Source organism: Sphingobacterium sp. GW821-FHT03E03, from assembly GCF_059420745.1.
This window is the reverse complement of the sequence record NZ_JBWKUH010000020.1, coordinates 13,115-35,352: the sequence shown is the minus strand read 5'-3', so window position 1 is coordinate 35,352 and position 22,238 is coordinate 13,115. Positions and strand designations below refer to the sequence as shown.

Genomic DNA, 22,238 nt, shown 5'->3' with positions numbered 1-22,238 from the left:
TGATGATAGCAATCTCCTTGTGATGATATCGGGCAGTACGGTTACCTTAAGTGGAAAAGTCAATTCATGGTATCAAAAAAAGAGGCATAACGGATCGCATGGTACACGCCAGGTATATGGGAAGTGAATAACGAGCTTTCCATTGATTATGAATATGCCTTGTTCAGAAAAATTTAATCAATCACCAGTGTTCATGATGTCGGAAAGTTCTCTTTTGCAGCGGCATTCCAGAATGCATCTTCGTCTTCAATTTTCTCCGAAAACAACCAGACTTCTTTGATCTTTCCTTCTTCGATACGCAATAGGTCTACACCTTTCATGGCGAGGAGTTGATCTCCCTTCTCTGCTTTAAAGTGGATTGCAGCTGTGACAAGGTTGGCATTGCTACTCAGGTAATCAATGGCATCAATGGCAAATGTACCGTTGCTCCATTTCATAAAATTGCCCAAATGGGCAAACACCGCCTCTTTTCCGCTATAGGTTCCGGATTGGATCCCATCGCCAGGCTGATGCCAGAGGATATCATCTGCAAATAAACTGCCTACTGTAGCAAAGTCTCCTTTGGCTACAGCATCAAAATAGGATTGAACAATCATTACATTTTTTGACATATCATTTTAATTTTTAAACTGTATTAATATTGTACAAATGTCTAACTTAGCATTCTTATATACAAGTACCTACCTATAAGTAGGGTACTTACCTCAGATTAAGAATAGCTGACTGTCAATTAGATAAAATGAATATAAATATTTCTGACGAGAACTGTCCACTACGAAAAACGCTTGAAATCATAGGTGGAAAATGGACCATGCTAATAATTTTCCAGATCAATGAACGCACTATCCGCTATGGCGAATTGAAACGCTGCATCGTAGGGATCAGTGAAAAAATGTTGATCAGTCAACTTAAGTTTTTATGCGATAAGGGATTCGTTCATAAAAAATCCTATGCTGAAATACCTCCAAAAGTGGAATATACGCTGACAGATATCGGAAAAGAACTGCTTCCAGTGATCAATCAAATCATACAATTTGGTATCAATCATAAGTTTTAATACTAATTGTTACCTTAGTCCGTTAGAAGATTGTCTTGCACACGAAATCCAACGCGAATGGCTTTAAGACCGATCAGTCCTTGTAAATCCTCGACCTCAAATTTTTCGATATCGTCATTTAATAAGCCTTTGTGCTGCAGTAAATTGATATAGCCTAAGTATTCGGTCTCTTCATGTCCATAGGAATAGACAATGACCAGTTTGCCTTTTTGGTTGATACGCTCTGTAGAGCCTTTGATCTTCGCCTTGTCAATACGTTTTTTAGCGATTTCATAGCGTACATTGTAGGAGCCATCGATATCAAACTGCTTTTCATCCATCTTGAAACGGATGGAAATCGGCGTTGCAAAGACCAGAATCAGGGAGGTCACCTCCAACTGGTGGGGTAGTTCGGGTTGGAGTATCCTAAACTGGCTTTCCATTTCACACATAACCTGCAATTGCCATAAACGTAAATTTTTGAGGTAATAGAGCTCAAAAATTTTGTCCGGTGCGATGGAAGCGCCAATAAACATGTTGTGCTCAATACCGTCGGTCTTATAACGCTCGTAATAATGAGGAAAGTATTCCTGGGCCTCTAGTTGCTTTTCGTCAAGGATAGTCACCAACTTCTTATTGATCAGCGTGATCGAGTTGTCGTAATCCTGCCGCGCCTCATAAAGTCCGCCAATAGCCGGATTTATCCGGTCGAAATAGGTATCGATTGCCTTGACAATGGAACTATTTTTATTGTTTTTCCGAAAGTTGTCCAGAATGGGATGTACGTCGAGATTAAAATGATCCAGAATAACCTGTTCGGTATCGTTTGATAAGGATTTGTCAAGTGTCTCGAGGTTTCGCTCCAGATCAAAGATTTTCTGCTCAAACAGCGGTAATTTGTATTCTTGATTGATAGCGGTAAACAGCGCGATCAATTCAGTCGCCTGATGAATCAGATCCTGCTTAATGGCCTGATTTCTGGATTCTGAAGAGCCCTGTACATCAATCTGGCCATAGAGTGGATAAACATGTTCAAAAACGATTTCCTGTAGCGTATAATCCTTTCCAAAAGCTTTATCGTTTAGGTAATGGATCGCCTCTTCCTGAAAGCGCCATTTGACACTGGGATGAATTGAGGTATATTCTTTTTGGATAATCGCCTCAATCTGATTCTCCGTTTCAGAAAATGCCTTGGATACTTTGTCTTTGATAAAAGGTAAGACAACATCGAGCTTATTCGCATTGACCGAATTCAGTGCGCGCACCCTGGATGAGGACATTTCCAATATGCCAAGCACTTTGTTGTCCTGTATCAGCGGGGCAAAGATAAAGCTCTTCACATGCTGCTGTTTCAGTTTGTTGATAAAAAACGCTTTTTTGGGATCCGTCGTAGGTAATTTATCAATGTCTGGAACAACCAGAAGTTCTTCTTTGCTCAGCAAGCTTTCCAATGTTTCATTACAGAGCATTTCCTCACATTCGGCTATAGTGGAATCGTAGAGGAGATGGCTGTACAGCTGTTTTTCGACAATTCTCAAATTAAACTCCTCCCTGACTTTTTCAAAGGAGGTCAATCCGATCCGCAGATCGTCTATTTTGTAAATGGATCTGAAAATACCCTGAATTTCTTCCATCTGGACCGTCTTGTCTTCGAGCAATAAGTTACTTTTGAAGCTTGACACAGCATTCTCCGTCGTCGCATCAAAAAGGGTCATAATGGAAAATCCTTTCAGTATCCAGCTCTGCTCAGGAAATTTAGATTTCCAGAGGGTGATATCCGAAAAATTGTCAATCAGCTCAATAATGTCTTGTTCAGAAAGTTCCACTGCGCGATCTGTAGGAATAATATCCATAAAATCTGCATTGAACAGCACCCTGTAATGATGCATAATGTTATTTTTATCTGGAATATCCAGGAATATCGGCGTATCCATGGCATCAACTTTAACACCATAGTACTGGCTGATGATCATACAGCAATTTAGAATATAATAGGTATCCGGCGAGATATCGCGGTAGCTAAAATCATAATGATCGCCGGCATCCTGAAGGATCTTGTCTAAACGTTCGCTATGATTAAAGGTATATAAATAGAACGGAATTGTAATGGCCTTGATTTCATTTTTCGTCAGTGATCTTGGAAATAGATCCGCCAAAAGTACTTTGATAATAGGCTCATAGGGATGTAAATCCGCTTTATTTTCGATACCGTCGACAAGTGCCGGATATTTTTCGATTTCTTTGAGCAAAGATTTAGCATAAGTAGCCTGGAATTCAACTTCGGACAATGCCGTTTCCTCAAAAGATTTGATAATCTTATGAAAAGCAATCAGGGTCTTAAAAGGACTGGAATCAAAGGTGAAGTTAAACTGCATAGCGCTTGTTTCTGAAAAAATTAGCTAATTATTGGATACACACAAAAGTATAAAATAATCAGGGATTGAATAGCAAAATCTTAAGTAAACGTATCGTTCTCAATATATAATTGCTTATTTATTGCATTTCGTTATTAAAAAAGGTAAATTGGACTTATTCCTTATATAATAAGGTAGTACAATAAAATAGTAGGTGAAAGCAGCATAATGTTTAGGCATCGAGATAAGGGGCGAAATTATATCCATAATGTGCAATTAGCTGCATTATTGTCCATAGTAGCCGGAGTAGTGAATATCGTGGGAGTACTTTCCTTTAAAACATTGACAACAAATGTAACTGGCCACTTTGCTTTTTTTTCGGAGGAGCTTTATCGAAATAATTACCTGTTTGCCCTGCTGAGCATACTTTACGTCATTTCCTTTCTATTGGGTGCATTTGTAGCCAATACGACGATGGAACTTACATCCAGGGGAACGGCGCATTTTTCGTATAGTATACCCATCGGCATTGAAATTATTTTACTTGCATTCGTATCACTTTTTAATATCCCCAGTTCCAACACCTCTGTTTGGCTATCCTGTACGCTTTTGCTTGCTATGGGATTGCAAAATGCGCTGGTAACCAAAATATCAGGGTCGGTTGTTCGCACGACGCATTTAACGGGATTGTTTACAGACTTAGGAATTGAGTTGTCCCAAACGATTTTCTATAAGAAAATAAATGAACGCAAGCGTTTAAAAAGAGGTATCCTGCTCAAGATCATCATCATTGCTGGTTTTTTCCTAGGCGGTATAATGGGGGCATTTATATATGGCTGGTTTGAGAGAAAGACGCTTTTATTGCCTGTGATCATATTACTGGTTGCACTTTTTTATGACCGCTTACTACTCGGATTTTACAGGCTCAGGCGGAGGCAACAAGATCATTCGGATAGATCAACGAGAAACTTTTAGCAGTTAAAAAGATCGCAGCAAGCTGAACTATTTTGTGATGCCCGATGTTCTCCATGTAATCTGTAATTTGCAGGGCATAGAAAAATTAACACATAAAACAATGAATGTATTTAATAAAAATATGCTGGGTGGCTTGATCGGAGCGGTGATCCTCAATGTAATCCACAGCGTTGCAAAAAGATTTGACACAGAAGCTCCGGCAATTGATGAAGTCGGCGAGGAAGCAATGAAAAAGACGGTAAGTGCTGCAGGATTTGAACCGCCAAAGGGAAATGCCCTGGTGGCTGCTACCTTTGGTGCTGATATCGCCTCAAACGCAATGTTGTATACCATGATCGGATATGGCGGCGACAAACATATCATTCTCAGAGGAGCCTTGCTCGGTACAGTGGTGGGCCTGGCAACATTGACAATCCCGGAGCAGGCGGGACTAGATACCCAGCCAATAAAAAAGACCGAACGGACAAAAATAATGACCGTAGCCTGGTATGTCATCGGTGGAATGGCCGCCGGGCTGGCCATAAAAGCGATGCGAAGACATCATTAATATCTCGATATAATATCAAAGCTCCTTTTCTGGCACAATGTATCTGTGCAGAAAAAGGAGCTTTAATTATTGCCTATTCCTAATGGAGCTTTATCATAAAATGCCGTTCAGCTTACCTGGACATCGCATGAATAACACCTATATGCGACCTGAAAGCAGCCCAGAATGTTTTAAATTCGTTATATTGTAATTTATACTCCTCGCATGTTTGTTTCACAATGCGATTAAGCGCCGGATAGTGTACATGGCTAATTTTTGGAAATAAGTGATGCTCAACCTGAAAATTAAGGCCTCCAAGCAACCAGGTCAATACTTTGCTCTTGGTAGCGAAGTTAGCAGTTGACTGGATCTGATGAATCATCCATTCTTCATCCACCCGTGAGGCTTCTATGGTCTTGAATTCCGTTCCCGAAACGACATGGGCCAATTGGAATACAGTTGCTAAGCTCATTCCACACACCACACCGGCGATCAATAGGCCAATTAGCGTAGGTAGCCAGCCGACAAATACAACGGGAACAACCACAAATAGCGTAAAATGGATCAGCTTACTTACCCAAAAAATAACACGTTCTCTGACAGGAAAATGAAACTGCTCCTTATCATTGCCCATACGGCCGCGGAAGTATTTTTCATAATCCTGATAAAAGATCCAGGCGAGATAGGAGATACCGTATAACAGCGGAAAGTAAAAGCGCTGATAGCGGTGATGTTTTTTTAATTTTTGATCATGGTGTATACGCATGAATTTGACCTCGATATCATGATCCTCACCGTCGATATTGGTATAGGTATGATGGGCAATATTGTGTTTGAGTTTCCAGAAATAAATGTTGCCTCCCAAGAGATTGAGCGAATAGGACAGTACGGTATTCAGTCGTTTATTGTCCGAAAACGAATTGTGGCCTGCATCATGCATAATATTGAAGCCTATCGCAGCAAGATTGGCTCCGAAAATGACGCATAATAAGATAGCAATGCTCCAATGAAGCGGAACGAATACCAAAAGAATATAGAGCAGGATAAAGGTGGTCAATAGAATGGAAGCTTTCAAATAAATTCTTCGATTACCGGTTTTTTGTTTTGATGAATTTATAAAATAGTGATTGATTTTTTGCTTTAAAGCTTTAGAAAACAATGTATTTACATTGTCGAATTTAACAGACTGGGACATGTGATTTTTTACGCGGGAAATATGCTTGTACTTAATTTCCAATCTTTAGTGATTGGCTACGGTGAAGTTACAAAATATAATTGATCATCAATGTATAAATAAAGTTAAATTTCATCACAACTGAAAAAATCGAAATACTCGTTTTATTTGTGTACATTTATAGAACCTCCCTACGTGCAGCACCTTGTTAAAGATACAAGACGATCGTATGCAAGGACTTCACATAAATAATCAACAATGATTTCAACGACGAAAAGAGGAATTGCGTTCCTATCAACTTTTCCCCCTCGCGCCTGCGGTATTGCCACCTACACAACAGATTTGATGAAAGCCATTTCAAGTAAATTTGAGGATTCATATGACCTTATTCCGATACCAATCGTAGAGACTCGGGATCAGGCTAATTATGATCAGGCTCCACTAGGTATACTGGAGATCGGGGATCCGGTTTCATTTGATACTTTATTTGAAAATATTCAACACTACAAAAATATCGATATAGTGTGCATTGAACATGAATTCGGTTTATTCGCTGGTCAGGAGGCCAGGTTCAGATCGCTTGTTTCAGCACTTTACGCAGCGCAGATCACGATTGTAGTTACTTTTCATACGGTACTACCATCACCAGACAGTGCCCTACGCGACCAAGTATCCGCCATTGCGGAATATTGTTCACAGATCGTCGTCATGACTCAAAATTCTGCGGATATTCTTATTAACGCTTATAAAATCGCTCCGAATAAAATCACAGTGATCGCACATGGGACGCATTTGGCTCCCGCAACAAATAAACAGGCAACACTAGAGCGATATAATCTACTGGGCAAGAAAGTGCTGAGCACCTTTGGTCTACTAGGGCCCAGCAAAAGTATTGAAACAACATTATATGCACTTCCCGCTATTATTAAACAAAATCCAAATGTGCTATTTCTTATTTTAGGACAGACACACCCCACCTTGTTGCAACGGGAAGGGGAGACCTACAGAAATCAACTACAGGAAATAATAAATCAACAGGGAATAGCTGATCATGTCAGGTTTGTGAATGAATTTCTTTCGATAGAGTCGCTATTAGCCTATCTATCCATAACCGATGTCTATCTCTTCACATCAAAAGATCCCCTCCAAGCGGTGAGCGGTACATTCTCTTATGCCTTGAGTTCGGGCTGTCCTATCGTTTCGACACCGATTCCCCATGTCAGGGAGGTTCTGAAAGCAGATATGGGCACGATGATCGATTTTGGAGCATCGGATCAACTCGCTGACGCCGTCAATCAAATTTTGGACGATACACCGAGACTAGAGAAAATCCGCCATGTGAATCTTCAAAAAATGGTCAAAACCTCCTGGCAAAATGTAGCCATAGCCCATGTCAATCTATTTGAACTCCTTATTGACGAAAAAAGGGATATGCTGTATTCTATTCCCCCGCTCAACCTAGACCATATGTTTCGGATGTCAACGGAAAGAGCATTTGTTCAATTTGCAGATATCAGTATGCCTGACCTAACCAGTGGCTATGCATTGGATGACAATGCGCGGGCCCTTATTGCGATGTTACATCATTATAAATTATACGAATCTCAGGAGGACCTTGGCTTGATCAAGAAGTACCTGGACTTTATAGCTTATTGCATGCAAGATGATGGTACCTTTTTGAACTATGTAGATATTGACGGTAATTTTACCCTGCAAAACGAGCAGGAGAATCTCGAGGATGCCAATGGACGTGCTGTGTGGGCATTGGGAGAGGTGGTTGGATTAGCCAATCTGTTACCCGAGCGGATAGTCAAACCTGCTATTGAACTTTTGGAGCGAGCTTCCAAGCATGCGCTAGTTTATTATTCAACACGATCAATGGCCTTTACGATCAAGGGCTTAAGTTTTATGAAAGGCAATAATTATAAAGCGATCATAGAAGTTTTAGCCGACCGCTTGGTAGCCATGTTTGAGTATGAAAGTACCGCCGATTGGCAATGGTACGAATCCTACATGACCTATGGCAATAGCGTGATTCCGGAAGCATTGTTGGCTGCCTACGAGTCAGCTGGTGATAAGAGATATCGTGACATTGCTTATCAATCCTTTGATTTTCTATTGAGCAGAATTATTGTTGATGACGAAATCCATGTTATTTCCAATAAAGGCTGGGCACAACGCGATCAGCCGAGAGCTTCAACCCAAAGGAGGGGAACAGCCCATCGATGTTGCCTATACCATTATTGCGCTGGATAGGTTTTATAGACATACAAAAGATGAAAACTATAAAAATACGATACGGACAGCATTCGAATGGTTCCTGGGGCGCAATCATATCCAGCAAATTGTTTATAATCCGGTGACGGGTGGCTGTTTTGATGGCCTAGAAGAGCGTACTGTAAATATTAACCAGGGTGCAGAATCGACCATAAGTTATTTATTGGCGAGGCTGAAGATGGAAGCTTATTTACCAGAAACTGTAAGTTGATGTACTGATGTTAAACGATATCGTGATAAGTTTCATTACCAGAATGGCCGCTCTGATTTTACAGAACGGCCATTTTTGTTGTGCTATATGATAAATATCGTATTAATAAGCACCGATATAACGATGTCCTGTACCGTTCAATAACTTGGCACCTTTCGTCAATTTGCCAGTCTTCCAGTTGTAAACAAATACATTTCCGGCTTCGCTGATAGGTGTCAATGGAACATACACATTGTCGCCTACCTGAGCAATACTTTGCTGTTGATCAAAGTTTAATTTAGACTCATATTCTGTGGCAATTTTAGTTGCTGTTTTCGCATTGAGGTCTATTAGCGCCAAATAACCACCTTTTTTATCAATGTCATATAGGACAAAAGCTTTACCTTGACCTAGGTATTTCCAGGCTTTGATTCCAGCAAGACCACTAACGCCTAGTGCTTTTGATAGATCGAATACATAGCTGTTGTCATAATCATTAGTATTTTTGTCAATACGCAAGATATGTGGATAGCTCGTTGTATTTGCGCCAGTGGATTGATAAACATGCCCATCTTCAGCAATATACTGGGTCATGGTACGGTAACCATTATTACCATATTTACTTTGTGTAGACCAGATTAATTTCGGATTTTTAAACGAAGGATAGTCAACAACCAAGGTTACAGTACCAGCAATGTTGGCGGCATCACTTGGCCAAGAAACTACACCTGTTTCCTGATTTTGACTAGGAGTTCCCTTCGGATTCACTTTCGAAATATTACAGCCTATATAGACTTTATTCTTTGCCTGGTTGATGATCGGTACATCAATACGGCCGATCGAATAACCTTGAGCCAATTGCTCATCGGTAAATGGAATAGTAAATGAAGCTGTATTTAAAATACTTGGATTATCAAGATTGATAGACGCTACAGTGGCTGTAGACTTGATATTGCCAAAAGTTACTGCTGGAAATGTACCTGTAAAAGATGTCTGCGTTGTTGCACTTACACCGATACCTATCCCTTCAGCTGATTTCACCCAACGTGGTGAGGTGCCTAAAATAACAGCTGCATTCACTTCATTGCCACTTTTCACATATTTCTCCGCACCATTTACTGCATATTTCTGGAAAATGCCACCGTCAGCTCCCGTATATTGGATATCATATAAAAATTTTCCATCTGCGGATGCCTGTATACGTGAGGTTCTTGGTGAATCAAATTTCAAGCCTTTGCCATTAAAAACATCAAGCTCAAAAGCAGGGTCAATAGCTTGATCAGGTGAAATGGCATAGGCCATTGTACCGCCATTACCGTCACCATCATTTGTCAATTTTAGTGCAGCTGTCAATGTAATCCATCTGTTGTCAGTAGGTTTTTCCTCTGGAGGTACTACCGCGCCGGGATTCCCACTATCTTTACTACAGCTACCTAAGGTTACCGACGCAGCCAATGCACCGAATAGAACAGTTTTTAATAGATTTTTTTTCATATCACTTTTGTTTTTTATAAGAATTTGCTAATTGTGTAATTAAGTTTGATGTAGAATGCTCTTCCGGGCTTTTGAACACCAAAGTTGTCATACAATGCCGTATTAAATATATTTTTTGTATCAAAACTTGCCACTAGTTTTCCGGAGGGAAAGCGATAGCTAAGCCCCAGATCATGCGCAAACTGACTAGGGGTGAGGCTCCCTTCAGAAGGATGCCAAGCGATATCGTAATGCCCAACGTAGCCCATATTATAATACAGGTTCATGATGGCTCGCTTTTGAAAGACATTGTCTAAACGATACTGCGCATTTGCGTTCACTGTAAAATAAGGTTCGTTTGGAATCTGTAGATTGTACCGGTCATCTGTACGTCCGGCTTTGTCGAATTGTCGCTTGTAAAGGGCATTGAATTTGGAAAAATTGACCATGACATTAAGCTTGTTGTCAAAAACATAGATCAACTCAGCTTCCACACCTCTGGATTGCGTGCGACCAAGATTGACAAAAGCGGATGCCTGAATATCCAGATCGGAGTCCGTTACAATACTATCAACTGTCTGACGGGTGATCTTGTCGTAGCCGTTTCGCCAGAAGGCACTGCCATAGAACGAAAATCGATGTTGGTCAAATGTTATATTTGCCAGTCGGAAACCCAGATTATAATTTATATTTTTCTCGGGCGTAAGATTGAGGTTGGGCAATATATTGGTTTCGAGATTCCCAAACATCTGTTCTTCTGAGGGCATGATTTTACCATTTTCCATCGAAGTAATCAAAAACAAATTCGGCAAGATATTATATGAAATCGTTGCCCCGTATCCAAAGTTATCGCTAAAGGTCTTTTTTGTTTCTGGATTGAGGGTATATGATCCGTCGGCGTTATACGTCGGATTTGGATTGGTCTGACGGGTACTATTGGCTGTATATTTGACTAGGATATTGGTTTTCAGTTTATTATTGAAGGTCTGTGCTTCATAATTTGCCGATAGAATATTCTTAGTAACGCCTGTTAATATCAGTAGATCCTTATTGACTGGTCTTAGGAGATTAGTATCGTCGCGGTCTGTTTTTTCCAGCTTGTGGTTGAATGATACCCGATGTCCTGGTAATATCATATAACCCAAATTTGAACGAACATTTGTTATTTTGCGATCTACCTGTGTGATCGTCGGCAATCCCTGTTGTGCCCCGTTGGGTGATTTCATCGTAATCGGGGGAAGACCATTTTCGATCATATAATCCGTGTGCAGTACCACCGGATTTCCGTCCCAATTGTATAATGTTGTTACCGTATCCTGAACATAGGTGCTGCGTTTGCTACGTACTGCATTGACATTCAATGTCAGTCCATCCACAAAAAGATTACGTTTGCTATAGTTTAAGCTGAATACATGCGCATTATACTCTGAAAATCGACCAACATAGGGCCGATTTGTCGTTGTTCCGTGGGGTATTTCCTTATAGGTGTCAGAAATATTATAGCCCAAGAAAAACTGATCTGCCCATTTCACATCTGTAAAACCAAATTCAAAACGTCCACCTGCAGACCGGTAGGTATCGTTAAATCTTTTGGCCCTGAAATCCCGAGCCAGTATCCCATTTCTGTCAGTATATTTTGAGAATTTCCCCCACATTTCATAGCTATTGTCTGTGTAGGTATAAAAGCCGGAACCTCTAAATGAAAGTCCGGTTTTTTTATCTCGTAGGGTGAGGCTTGCATCAGCATTGAAGGTATTAAAAGAGCCATAAGAAGTCGCAACGGTCGCATTGTTATGAGCAACATCTTTTTTCATGACCACATTAATTGCTCCGCCCACATAGTCGCCCGTCAAATGGGAGGGAAGCACCCCTTTGTATACTTCGATGCGCTCAATCATGGCGGGCGGAATATTATTGAGGTTAAACGAAGATCCATAGGTAGAGACCTCTATGCCATCCAAAAATATACCTATCGTGCTACCCGACATACCATTGAGATTGTATTCAATTTGGGATCCGACACCACCATTTTGGCGGACACGTACTCCTACGGTCCGGTCAAGTAGCTCATTGGTGGTCAGGTTGCGCAGTGCGGCTTCTTTTGTTTCGACGACAGCCACAGCGAAGCCACCGATCTCCATTTCTTTCTTGGCCGAATTACGCTCTACCTTAACCTCTTCAAGGTCATTTTTGCTTCTCATTTCCACACGGATGTTGACATGTTGGCTTTTTTGATAAGCGCGAAAGGAGATTTCTTTCGCATGTAGCTCTAGTGAGGAAATGAACAGCACATGATCACCGTAAGGTACATTCGTTAATTGGTAATGTCCCTGAGCATCGGTCATTGTCGCGAGTTGACTATTCTTAAGCTGAATGGTAACGTGGGAGACGCCTTTTCCCTCGTTATCACGAACAGTACCGGAAATGCGGGCCACCTGAGCATATACAAAATAGAACGAACAGGTAAGGGCAAGAGTTAATATATATTTTATTTGTTCCATTGAAACGATAACAGTATTTTTGACAATTATTTGTATTTAATCTAAATAAGGCGACGCAAAAGTAAAAAGTATTATACGCAAGAAAGTAACGTATTCCGAAAACAAGATGACGCAGAAAGAAATTTATCAAGATAGGGGTGATCTGGCAGAAGAGCCAATGGTGATAGATCGACAAGTAAATGGCTTACGGATGATTGCAGCTGAAAACTGCGCCCATTATGATGTCAATTTGAAAACAGAAGTTTATGCCCTGATAGTCAATCTTGCTGATCAGGTAGCGATCCATTACAACGGTTTAAAGGGGACATTACAGAGGAACGAGAACGTATTTATTAAGTTAAACGATGCCACTTTAGCTATTGCTGGCAATGAGAAAAGCACTTATTTTATATTGGCTTTTGACCATGCTTATATACGTGAAGTTGGTCTAGAAGACAGTTTTTCGCATGAACTATTATTCAGGGATGAACAAAACTGCTGTTTGATAGACCATATTCCAGCCATTGTTGGCAAACTGATGGATTTAAAACAAACGAGCCTCAAAAATGTACTTATGCGCGTCTATTTGCGTGCAAAAGTGAGTATGATCCTCTGTCTATTGTTAGATTCGGTACAAAATAATACAAAAGCTGTCCGATCAAACGTTCCGGCTGATCAACGGGAGAAAGTTCTTCTGGTCAAAGAAATGATTGAAAACAATCTGGATCAGAATTACACCATTGCAGCCCTTTCAAAGGAGGTGGGGACTAACGAGCAATACCTGAAGCTGAACTTCAAAAAGTATGTTGGTCAAACTATTTTTGGTTATATGACGGCCTGTAAGATGAATAAGGCTAAAATCTTGCTAAAGACAACTGATTTAAAAATCAGCCAGATATCCCAACAGGTGGGTTACAAGCACCCAACGCATTTTGCGGGGGCCTTTAAGCGGTTTTTCGGTTATATCCCCAATATGATCCGTTGTATGGGTTTCTATTTAGCGGATAGTTTAGAACTGTTTATTCTTGGCGAGGAATTATTGCTTCCATTTTAATCTTGATACGATTAAAATAAATCGCTATCAAATTGAAGGCTAACAAATACGAATGATAAATTTCCAGGAACGTATGCAACACAAAAAAGATATTCCGGTCAGGACACTGCCTAAAGAATTTGGTCATGGTATTGCTCTTGCAAGAGTTTCACCCGAATCTTTTTGGGAAGATGAAGAAATCATGCAGGCACATCGGCACGATTATCATTTCTTTGTTTTACAGAAAAGCGGTATTACCGTAATGGAAATAGATTTTCAGCGATACCGCACAGATAAACCGACCATATACTATCAATCGCCGGATCAAGTGCATAGGGCGGTACAGGTAGAGCATATAGAAATGTTTATGCTAATCATTAGCAATGAAAATATTGCAGCCGAATATCTTACTATTCTGCAGAGCATCTCGCCCCTAAAACCTTTGGCGATTGACTTAGAAGATCTTGCAATTATTGAAAAGACTTATAATTTGTGCATTGAACTCTACGACCGAACGAACGACAAATTGCATTTTTCTGTATTGAAGGACAGCGTAAATGCTTTGATTGCTTTACAGCTATCCGTATATCTAAAATATAGTAAAACTGCCGAGTCACAATCGCGGTTTGAACGGATTAATAAAGCCTTTTTCTTATTATTGGAACAAAACTTTCAGACCTTGAAACGTCCGGCGGCGTATGCTGCCCAATTTAATATTTCGGTTTCCTATCTCAATGAGTCGGTGAAAAATGTAACTGGATTTTCTGTTTCGCATCATATCCAGCAACGCGTAATTTTGGAGGCCAAACGATTGCTATATCATTCTGACAAATCGGTTAAGGAGATCGCTTTTGAATTGGGCTATGAAGATTATCCTTATTTTTCTCGCTTGTTTACCAAGATATGTGGCATGAGTGCCAAAGCGTTTCGTAGCAAAAACCACGATTAGTCCAATCAATACAACTCTTTATTCTTTTTTATGCTGAAGCCGGAGGCTTTCTTTGTGTTCAATCAAAACATAAGATTATGCCAAGTGCTCCAAAATGGGTTTTTGATACCCTGAATCTATTCGTATCACAAATTCCCGAGGTACAAGTAAGTCAAACTGAATATTTGTCAACAACCGTCAAACGAATTAGTTTACAGGGGGATTTTGAAAAACTGCAGTTTTCCGTCGGTGCTTTTTTTGACATACGTATTTCTGACACCGATGTCAGAAGATATACCATTGCTGAAATAAACAGCGAAAAAGACAGCCTGCAATTAATTGCACATATCCATGGTAATGGCTGTGGTAGCGACTTTATGAATCATCTGGAAGTGGGTGATCGCCTGGTACTCAACAAACCTCGAACAGAACAAAAGTACTACGATAAAGCAGCAGAGAAAATCGTGTTCTTTGGCGATGAAACCTCACTGGCATTGGCCTGCTCTTTTTTACCTGTTATGGAGGAGCAAAAGAAGGAACATCTCTTCCTTTTCGAATTGGATGCAGAGAACCATGCTATCCCGGAGATACTCGGAATGGAAAACAGCATTGTGTTTCCAAAATCGACTTTGTTTTGTGATCCAGATCAGATTAAAGAGTTACCCATTTTCAAAAATGAATATTGGTCTGACGCTTATTTTGTGCTTACGGGAAATGTAAACTCCGTACAAAACTTTCGGAAAGTGATACGAACGCAAACGCATATGCGCGTTAAACATCAGGGCTTTTGGTTGCAAGGGAAAAAAGGGCTATAAATTAAAACTGAAAGGTGTATAGATATTACTCGCTGTATTTATTTTTGGGACAGAGGATTGAATCTTCTTGAAAGATGAGTAACTTTATGGGTGTTAAAAACTAAAGGTATATGGTGATTTTAAGATAAACCACCATATATCCTTTAGGACTGAACTGATAATATGGTATTAAAGCGCAGCTTTGATAGCTGCCAAACAATCGGATTGATATTTCATGATATTATCTTTGTCTGCAGCAGATATCTTTCCATCTGCAACATCTTTTTCGATTTCATTTTTAATATCCAACAGCGATTTTTCTTTATCCACTGCTTTCTCATGCGAGTCAGCATTGATACGATCTACCCATGTTTTACCTAATTTTGTATAAAGCTCTTTGGCTTTATCATTGGATAGCGTTGGAGCGGGTACTGACGCAATTGCTGCATTGGCGGCAGCTTTATTTGAATAAACGACAGCTTCGGCATCTTTCGTAGCAGCATCTTCGGATGTATTCATCGCCTCTTCATTTGCATCAGCAGCTTTCTCCTCAGCGTGTTCCATGCTGTCAGCGGCTTTTTCCTGTGGTGTCTGATTATTACATGAAACTAAGATGGCCACTGTCGCCAGAGATGCTAAAAATGTTTTGTTTAAAATCATATTATTATTTGTTTAGTGAAACTAATTAAATAACACCTGCTTTTTAGAATTCGTTTGTTTTAATTTACTTTTTAGGCTTTCATAAGCTTTTTTTTTTCGATGTCGCCATAAAATGAAATTATTTCAAACAGTTTATACCTGGACATTGTTGAATATATATAGATCGCTTGTCCGATCATGAAGAATTTTTAAAAGCTAGGCACCTTTCCAACCTAGCTTTTCTTAATTTAAAGACTAGCGTTGACAAAGAATTTATAATAAAATAAACGATTTAAAAGGTAGTTGAAATTTTAAACAATCGTGTGTTTAGATTTTGACAAGTATTTTTTGATATATTAGCCTAAATATGATTTGGTTGATGAGGGGTGTGGGATTTCCTATTATTAGCAGATTTAATTACTAAAAATTAATACTATGCGGCAGTTGGAATGTCACGAAGAAGAGATTCACCTATGTGGTAAAATTCAATTTTTTGGTTTCCTATTTATTTTTGATGACAGCGGATGTATCGCTGCAAGTGAAAACCTTATTGAGATTCTAGCTATCCCAATGAAGGAGATTTTGGGTTTACCCATGGATCGGACACTCTCTTTGTTGTCATCAGAGGTAGAATGGGATCTCAAAGAGATTGAGAAACAGATCACTGGAGAAATATTTGTCCGTTTTGTGGAGCGGATCCGTATCAAGGATGTCGATTATTATCTGAGTATCTATCGATATGACAGGAAAACATATCTTGAAATTGAAATCTGCAATGAAAATCAATTAAAAGCTACCCGCTTATTCTATTATGCCAAATATCTAGAAGAACAACATGGAAATGCCTGGCAGTCGTTAACGGTATTGATCCGACAGATCATTGGTTTTGACCGTGTCATGGTCTATTGTTTCCAAGAAGACAATAGTGGACAGGTAATTGCCGAATCTTTGGCTGAGGATATGGGATCACTCATGGGGTACCGCTATCCCGAATTTGATATTCCTGCCCAGGCACGGGCACTGTACACCAAATTTCTAGCACGACATGTAGCCGATATTGATGCGCCTGCGATATCCGTGCAGGGACGCGAGGCTACTGAGCTAGATTTGACACGCTGTAGCCTAAGAGCGTTGTCTCCTGTACATTTGCAATATCTACGAAATGCTGGTGTACATGCCAGCGCGAGTTTTTCTATTGTTATCGAGGGTAAACTTTGGGGACTGGTGGCTTGCCAGAATCGTAAACCACTAAATGTGGATCTTGCCCAACGTCATTTATGTGCATTTTTGACACAATACGCTATAAATTATTACCTTTCGGAGCATCAAAAAGAGAACCTTGTTGCACAGACAATCATGGGCGTGATGGAGCGCGACATGAAGTCCGAGTTGCTGGTCAATAATGATATCGCAGTCGTGCTTGAGCGCTTTGCACCACAGATCATGGACATCGCAGGAGCCGATGGAATTATGATCAAACATGACCGTGGCTCCAGTACTTGGGGTGAGGTTCCAGCGGAACAATTTCAAAAACAAATTGATCATCATTTGGCGCAACAGGAAGCCAATGATCTTTTTTTTACATCTACTTTTGTGTATGATCTAGTTGAAGATATACAATCCACAATATTCCCTGGGATTATTCGAATAAATATCCTCCCTAGTAATAAATGGTATATGTTTCTCTTCCGAAAAGAACATGTGTACGAAGACGTCTGGGCAGGTAAACCAGAGAAAATATACTACTATGATCCAGAACGAAAAGTAGAATTTCCATCACCGCGAACTTCTTTCGAAGCATGGCGCGAAATCATGAAGGGCAAATCCATCAAATGGAAAGAGTCCGAGCTGTCTTTTGTGGAAAAAGTCGCCCATATAACGCAACAAGCTATTGCGCAAAGAGGGGGCGAGATCGCCCAGCTCAATAAGGAACTTATGCGTTCAAATAATGCGTTGGATACTTTCGGCTACACCTTAACCCACGATCTCAAAAATCCACTGTCATCCATCAGGCTTGCAGCACAGATGATGCTAGTAAAGGACGATCTACCCAAAGATATGTTACGCAAAATGGCAACCAATATTATGGATGCAACAACTTTGATGACCGAAATGATGGATAAGGTCTACCAATTGGCACAATCCAATTATGTATCGTTCAGAACAGAACTGATAGACCCTCGGTTAAAAATTCTAAACATCTTGGAAAGCTGTAAACAACAATTTGACGTTCCCGACCTGGAGTTTGTTTTAGGGCAGACTTTAGCGATTCAGGGAGAGAGGACACTGCTCTACCAATTGTTCTTAAACTTGATCGGGAATGCCATAAAATATAGCAGTAAGAAAGATCAGCCGAAGGTTGAGGTATATAGTGAAAAACAAGGTAATTCAGTTCATTATTATATCAAAGACAACGGTATAGGCATGGATATTCAAGATCAGGCCTATATTTTCGAAATTTTTAAACGTTTACCCAATTCCCAAGGCTTTGAAGGATCAGGGATCGGTCTTTCTATCGTCAAGCGTATCGCCGATCGCCTCTCTGCCAAAGTCACCGTCGAAAGTGAACTGGATGTAGGTACAACGTTCTGCGTTAAATTCAAAGGATAATAACAGTATCTCACTCAAAACGAATATGCCACATACTTGTTCTTGAATTATGATTGATTTGGAGAAGATTTTCGCCGATGGCATAGATGCATCATTTCTTGTTGAAATAGGCCTCCGTTCGGCCATCATGTTTTTGCTTATCTTAACGATACTACGCCTGTCTGGAAGAAGAGGTGTAAGGCAGTTAACACTTTTTGAGGTAGCAATTATAATAGGCTTAGGATCTGCGGCCGGGGATCCAATGTTCCAGGAGGATATCCCGATTTTTCATGCCGTTGTTGTTTTTATCTGCGTAATTGCAATTTATAAAGCTATCACTTGGATCGCATCAAAGTCGGAAACGGTGGCTCAGTTGCTAGAGGGCAAAGTGTTGCCAGTTGTTAAAGATGGTGTATTTGACATCAAACATGAGAATGACAATACTTTTTCACGTATGGAGTTCTTTTCCGAACTACGAAATCTGAATATCGAGCACCTTGGTCAAGTTAGGGAAGGGGTATTGGAGGTTGATGGCACCCTCAGTGTACTTTTTTATACCGATGAAGATACCAAATATGGGCTGCCAATTTTTCCTTCGTCCTACAGGTCTGTTGATATTTCTGTAAATGATGGACCATTTGCATGCATGTATTGCGGAAATGTCTTATCTCATGTAAGTACTGATTGCCCGCAATGCCCGCGATGCAAACGGACGAAATGGGCTCAGGCGATAAATAGCAAACGAGTTTAGAGAATCTGGTCAGATAATCGATGACATAAGCTCTAAGCCTATGCCCATACTACAGCTATCCAAAGTGCTCATAAACTCAAATCGGAGTGGTAAATGTCCAACTCCGATTTAAATATGATTTGAATGAGTTTGTGTTAGCCTTCCACAGGAATTTCAGCGATATCATAATACACTTTTAATCCTCTTTCTTTCGCCAGCCGCACATCTTCATCTGCACCTTTGGATGCTCCTTGTATACGCAATACAGCATCACATTTTTCCAGCATCCGATGTGCAACAGGGTATTGAATTTCTTCCCATTGCTGATCACCGACCTTGGTTGATCCAGCCAATTTTATCAGTGGAAGGGCCATCCATTCGCCAATAAAAGGAATATGACCTTTCCTGAAGATGTCCAGCGCAAAAGATTCGAGCTTGTCTAGATTCCGCTTCATCAAAATCGGATCATCGTTGGTGCCACCACGATAGGGGCCTGCAATTAAAATAAGCATAGTTTTTACGTTTGTTAGTTGATGCTAAATAACGACCTTATTAGATAGAAAAAAATAAACTAGTTTAAGGTTTCCAACTTTTTTCGCTTGATCATACTTAAAAATTCAGCCGTAATACCCAAATACGAAGCGATCTGCTTTTGCTTTACCTTGGTTGCAACCTCTGGATATTTTCCGATAAATATATCATAGCGTTCTTCCGCTGTCATCGAAAGATTTTGCACCACACGCAATTGTTCCCGGATATATGCATTTTGCATCAAAATCCTAAAAAAACGTTCAAATTGCGGTACCGTCTGATACAACTTTTCTAAATCATTTTTCTTCAATTGGTAAATCGTACTCTCTTCAATAGCCTCTATGGTCAACATGGCGGGAAGTGTATTTATAAAGCAATACATATCCGTCACCCACCAATCCTTTATAGCAAACATGATCGTGGATTCTCTCCCCGATACATCCAAATAAAATGCCCGCAATGCACCGCAATCAACAAAATAGATCGAATCGCACAATTGCCCTTGTGTCAGGAGCTTGTTTTTTCGTGGTATTTTCTTTTTCTTGAGCAGGGATAAAAACAACGAACACTCGCTTTCCGTAAGCGTGATGTGTCTATTGATATTTTCTAAAAGTGACCGGTCTTCCATAAATGCTCAATCTACAAATTTCTTTGGATTCCGGCGGTTAATTTTTCATCTTCAGCCCAGTCGTTGTATGGCAAGGTCCAGACTATCTTCTTTATCCAGCTTTAGCTTTTGTTTGATCCGATAGCGTGCCATCAGAATACTTTTGGGGTCTACCGCAAGCCGATTGGCAATTTCTTTGTTGGAAAGCCCCATCAGGATATAGGAGCAATGCTTTAGATCCAGGCGGGTGAGCTTGCTATCAGCCAGCTGTTGCAGCCGATTAAAAAAATCAGGATGTATATCGACTATACTGCTCTTGATATGCTCAACATCTTCATCCATCCGCAGGTCTTCCTTGAGGATGCGCTCCATCTGTTTTTTGAGCATGTCATATTCTGGATGGTCAGCCAATTTATCGCGCATCGTCTGGAGAAGCTCATTTTTTTGCTCTACCTGCAGATTGCCGGCCAGCAATTCTTTTTGGAGCCTGTCTTGCCTTTCCTGCAACAGTTCCTGTTCTGCTTTAAGCCGCGCAGCTTCTTCTGCCTGCAACTTTTCCTGTTGAATAGATGATTTCAGCCTAAAGTGGTAGGAGCGGAAAAGAAAAATAAGTGCAAGAGCACCAGCGATAATGAGTCCGATGTAAATAACATTGAGCTTTTTGTTAAAAGCTGCCCGCTCTTGCAGCCGTTCCAGTTCTTTATCCTTCTTCTCGGCCTCGTATTGGACTTCAAGCCGCTGAGCAATGGCCATTTTTCCAGCGTCATAGACTTGGCTTTCATACTGCATATACCGCTTGAAGTAAGCCAAAGCTTTAACAGGATCGCCCGCTTTTTCGGCTACTGAAGCCAAGCCCTTTAGCATCGAAGCTCTGACTTGTAAGCTGCTGCCAACATGGCTTTCTACTTCGCTGAGTCCCAGTAAAAAAAGTTTTTCTGCCGCCTCATAGTTGCCTTCTGCCAGCTCATACTCGCTCAATATCCCATAACTATTGGCAATGATCTCCTCGTGACCAGACTTTCGACCAATGATCAGAGCCAAGTTGATGTATTTATCAACACTATCTTTATACTGTTTCGGAAAGAATTCCCAATAAATATTGGCCAGATTTAGGGCGGCAGCACCGCTGTTGATATGATTGATAATCCTGCCGGATTGTGCCTTGGACAACTGGAGCAGTTGTTGGTTATAGAAAATCGAGGAATCCAGTAATTGCCTTTTCGATGGTTCTAGTCTAAAATCCTTCAGGAAAGAGGAACCAACAGCCAGATAAGCATTACAGATCATATCCGGGTCACCCGAGCGGTACGCCGATTGAAGGCTTAATTGGGTATATGTCTTTAATTTTCCGGTGTCTTTGAGGTCTCCATAAATACTTGCTAAGTAATGATATACCAAGCTCCGATAAGCATCCGCAGGTTGTCCTTCCAAGGCCTTAAGTGCCTTAAACAAACTGGCGGTGGACCTATCCGGCTGATTAACGATATATTCCAACCAGCCCTTTCTTAACCATACATAGCCATTGACAACCTTATCCGTAGATGTTGCGCTATAGATCAATGCGCTATCGATATTCCGTTGTGCGAGTACCAGACTATCCCGTTGTACATTCAGATAGGTCAATGTAGCTAATGCAAAAGCAGCGTATTGACCATCGGAAAGTCCGCGGCTTAACCGCAAGGCTTCATTTGCCGAAGCTAAAGCGGCAGGCAGATCAGTTTCGTAAAGGGTTCGGCCAAGCTGCGCGAGTGCCACGGCTCTTTTTTCAGTGGCCAGATCCGGCTGACGAAGAATAGTCCGCAGTGAATCCTCAATACGCGATTGTGCACCTGCCGGCTTTAATGCGGTGAAAAATACAAGTAAGATCAGGCTGAGGCTTATAGAGATCTTCATAACAGTTCG

19 protein-coding genes are annotated in these 22,238 nt (G+C 40.6%); 10 read left to right on the top strand and 9 right to left on the bottom strand.

Features of this window, described 5'->3' with window-relative positions:
• Positions 1-191: 191 nt before the first annotated feature.
• Positions 192-611, bottom strand: coding sequence for a nuclear transport factor 2 family protein (locus AC07UV_RS18940; protein WP_495184881.1), 420 nt, complete (start codon positions 609-611; stop codon positions 192-194).
• Between the two features lie 128 nt (positions 612-739).
• Between AC07UV_RS18940 and AC07UV_RS18935 the strand changes: the two genes are divergently transcribed.
• Positions 740-1,057 carry a winged helix-turn-helix transcriptional regulator gene (locus AC07UV_RS18935; protein ID WP_495184880.1) on the top strand — a complete coding sequence of 106 codons (318 nt, stop codon included), beginning with the start codon at positions 740-742 and terminating at the stop codon, positions 1,055-1,057.
• Positions 1,058-1,071: 14 nt separating this feature from the next.
• Here the strand turns inward: AC07UV_RS18935 and AC07UV_RS18930 are convergent, their stop codons facing one another.
• Positions 1,072-3,411 (bottom strand): GAF domain-containing protein, encoded by a 2,340-nt coding sequence (locus tag AC07UV_RS18930; RefSeq protein ID WP_495184879.1) that lies wholly within the window; start codon positions 3,409-3,411, stop codon positions 1,072-1,074.
• A 207-nt stretch (positions 3,412-3,618) separates the two neighbouring features.
• Between AC07UV_RS18930 and AC07UV_RS18925 the strand changes: the two genes are divergently transcribed.
• On the top strand, positions 3,619-4,365 hold the full coding sequence (locus AC07UV_RS18925; protein WP_495184878.1) for a YoaK family protein: 747 nt from the start codon (positions 3,619-3,621) through the stop codon (positions 4,363-4,365).
• 100 nt (positions 4,366-4,465) lie between these two features.
• Positions 4,466-4,912 carry a hypothetical protein gene (locus AC07UV_RS18920; protein WP_495184877.1) on the top strand — a complete coding sequence of 149 codons (447 nt, stop codon included), beginning with the start codon at positions 4,466-4,468 and terminating at the stop codon, positions 4,910-4,912.
• 112 nt (positions 4,913-5,024) lie between these two features.
• On the opposite strand, the gene AC07UV_RS18915 is transcribed toward AC07UV_RS18920, so the two are convergent.
• Positions 5,025-6,086: a fatty acid desaturase family protein gene (locus AC07UV_RS18915; RefSeq protein WP_495184876.1), complete on the bottom strand. Its 1,062-nt coding sequence runs from the start codon at positions 6,084-6,086 to the stop codon at positions 5,025-5,027.
• 237 nt (positions 6,087-6,323) lie between these two features.
• Between AC07UV_RS18915 and AC07UV_RS18910 the strand changes: the two genes are divergently transcribed.
• Together AC07UV_RS18910 and AC07UV_RS18905 are read left to right on the top strand one after the other, a co-directional pair.
• Positions 6,324-8,321 carry a glycosyltransferase gene (locus AC07UV_RS18910; protein WP_495184875.1) on the top strand — a complete coding sequence of 666 codons (1,998 nt, stop codon included), beginning with the start codon at positions 6,324-6,326 and terminating at the stop codon, positions 8,319-8,321.
• Positions 8,215-8,553, top strand: a complete 339-nt coding sequence (locus AC07UV_RS18905) for a hypothetical protein (RefSeq protein WP_495184874.1) — start codon at positions 8,215-8,217, stop codon at positions 8,551-8,553. Before AC07UV_RS18910 ends, AC07UV_RS18905 begins: the two co-directional genes overlap by 107 nt.
• 102 nt (positions 8,554-8,655) lie before the next feature.
• Here AC07UV_RS18905 and AC07UV_RS18900 read toward each other — a convergent pair whose 3' ends face one another.
• Positions 8,656-10,026, bottom strand: a complete 1,371-nt coding sequence (locus tag AC07UV_RS18900) for a DUF4374 domain-containing protein (RefSeq protein WP_495184873.1) — start codon at positions 10,024-10,026, stop codon at positions 8,656-8,658.
• 14 nt (positions 10,027-10,040) lie between these two features.
• Positions 10,041-12,506, bottom strand: a complete 2,466-nt coding sequence (locus AC07UV_RS18895) for a TonB-dependent receptor (protein WP_495184872.1) — start codon at positions 12,504-12,506, stop codon at positions 10,041-10,043.
• 106 nt (positions 12,507-12,612) lie between these two features.
• Between AC07UV_RS18895 and AC07UV_RS18890 the strand changes: the two genes are divergently transcribed.
• The 3 genes from AC07UV_RS18890 to AC07UV_RS18880 all read left to right on the top strand — a co-directional run bounded on the left by AC07UV_RS18890 (position 12,613) and on the right by AC07UV_RS18880 (position 15,261).
• Positions 12,613-13,539, top strand: coding sequence for an AraC family transcriptional regulator (locus AC07UV_RS18890; protein ID WP_495184871.1), 927 nt, complete (start codon positions 12,613-12,615; stop codon positions 13,537-13,539).
• A 73-nt stretch (positions 13,540-13,612) separates the two neighbouring features.
• On the top strand, positions 13,613-14,467 hold the full coding sequence (locus tag AC07UV_RS18885) for an AraC family transcriptional regulator (protein WP_495184870.1): 855 nt from the start codon (positions 13,613-13,615) through the stop codon (positions 14,465-14,467).
• A 77-nt stretch (positions 14,468-14,544) separates the two neighbouring features.
• Complete coding sequence (locus tag AC07UV_RS18880; protein ID WP_495184869.1) at positions 14,545-15,261, top strand: FAD-binding oxidoreductase; 717 nt, start codon at positions 14,545-14,547, stop codon at positions 15,259-15,261.
• Positions 15,262-15,429: 168 nt separating this feature from the next.
• Here the strand turns inward: AC07UV_RS18880 and AC07UV_RS18875 are convergent, their stop codons facing one another.
• Entirely contained in the window at positions 15,430-15,900 is a 471-nt protein-coding gene (locus tag AC07UV_RS18875) for a hypothetical protein (protein ID WP_495184868.1), read from the bottom strand.
• A gap of 414 nt (positions 15,901-16,314) precedes the next feature.
• On the opposite strand from AC07UV_RS18875, the gene AC07UV_RS18870 reads away from it, so the two are divergent.
• Positions 16,315-18,489, top strand: a complete 2,175-nt coding sequence (locus AC07UV_RS18870) for an ATP-binding protein (protein ID WP_495184867.1) — start codon at positions 16,315-16,317, stop codon at positions 18,487-18,489.
• Positions 18,490-18,538: 49 nt separating this feature from the next.
• A complete protein-coding gene (locus tag AC07UV_RS18865) occupies positions 18,539-19,219 on the top strand; it encodes a DUF421 domain-containing protein (protein WP_495184866.1) in 681 nt (226 codons plus the stop codon).
• Between the two features lie 134 nt (positions 19,220-19,353).
• On the opposite strand, the gene AC07UV_RS18860 is transcribed toward AC07UV_RS18865, so the two are convergent.
• The 3 genes from AC07UV_RS18860 to AC07UV_RS18850 are packed head-to-tail and all read right to left on the bottom strand — an operon-like array spanning position 19,354 to position 22,229.
• The gene (locus AC07UV_RS18860) at positions 19,354-19,710 is read right to left on the bottom strand and encodes a DUF4406 domain-containing protein (protein ID WP_282254393.1); all 357 of its coding nucleotides are present in this window, start codon (positions 19,708-19,710) and stop codon (positions 19,354-19,356) included.
• A 59-nt stretch (positions 19,711-19,769) separates the two neighbouring features.
• Positions 19,770-20,357: a Crp/Fnr family transcriptional regulator gene (locus tag AC07UV_RS18855; RefSeq protein ID WP_495184865.1), complete on the bottom strand. Its 588-nt coding sequence runs from the start codon at positions 20,355-20,357 to the stop codon at positions 19,770-19,772.
• Positions 20,358-20,408: 51 nt separating this feature from the next.
• A complete protein-coding gene (locus tag AC07UV_RS18850; RefSeq protein WP_495184864.1) occupies positions 20,409-22,229 on the bottom strand; it encodes a helix-turn-helix transcriptional regulator in 1,821 nt (606 codons plus the stop codon).
• Positions 22,230-22,238 lie beyond the last annotated feature (9 nt).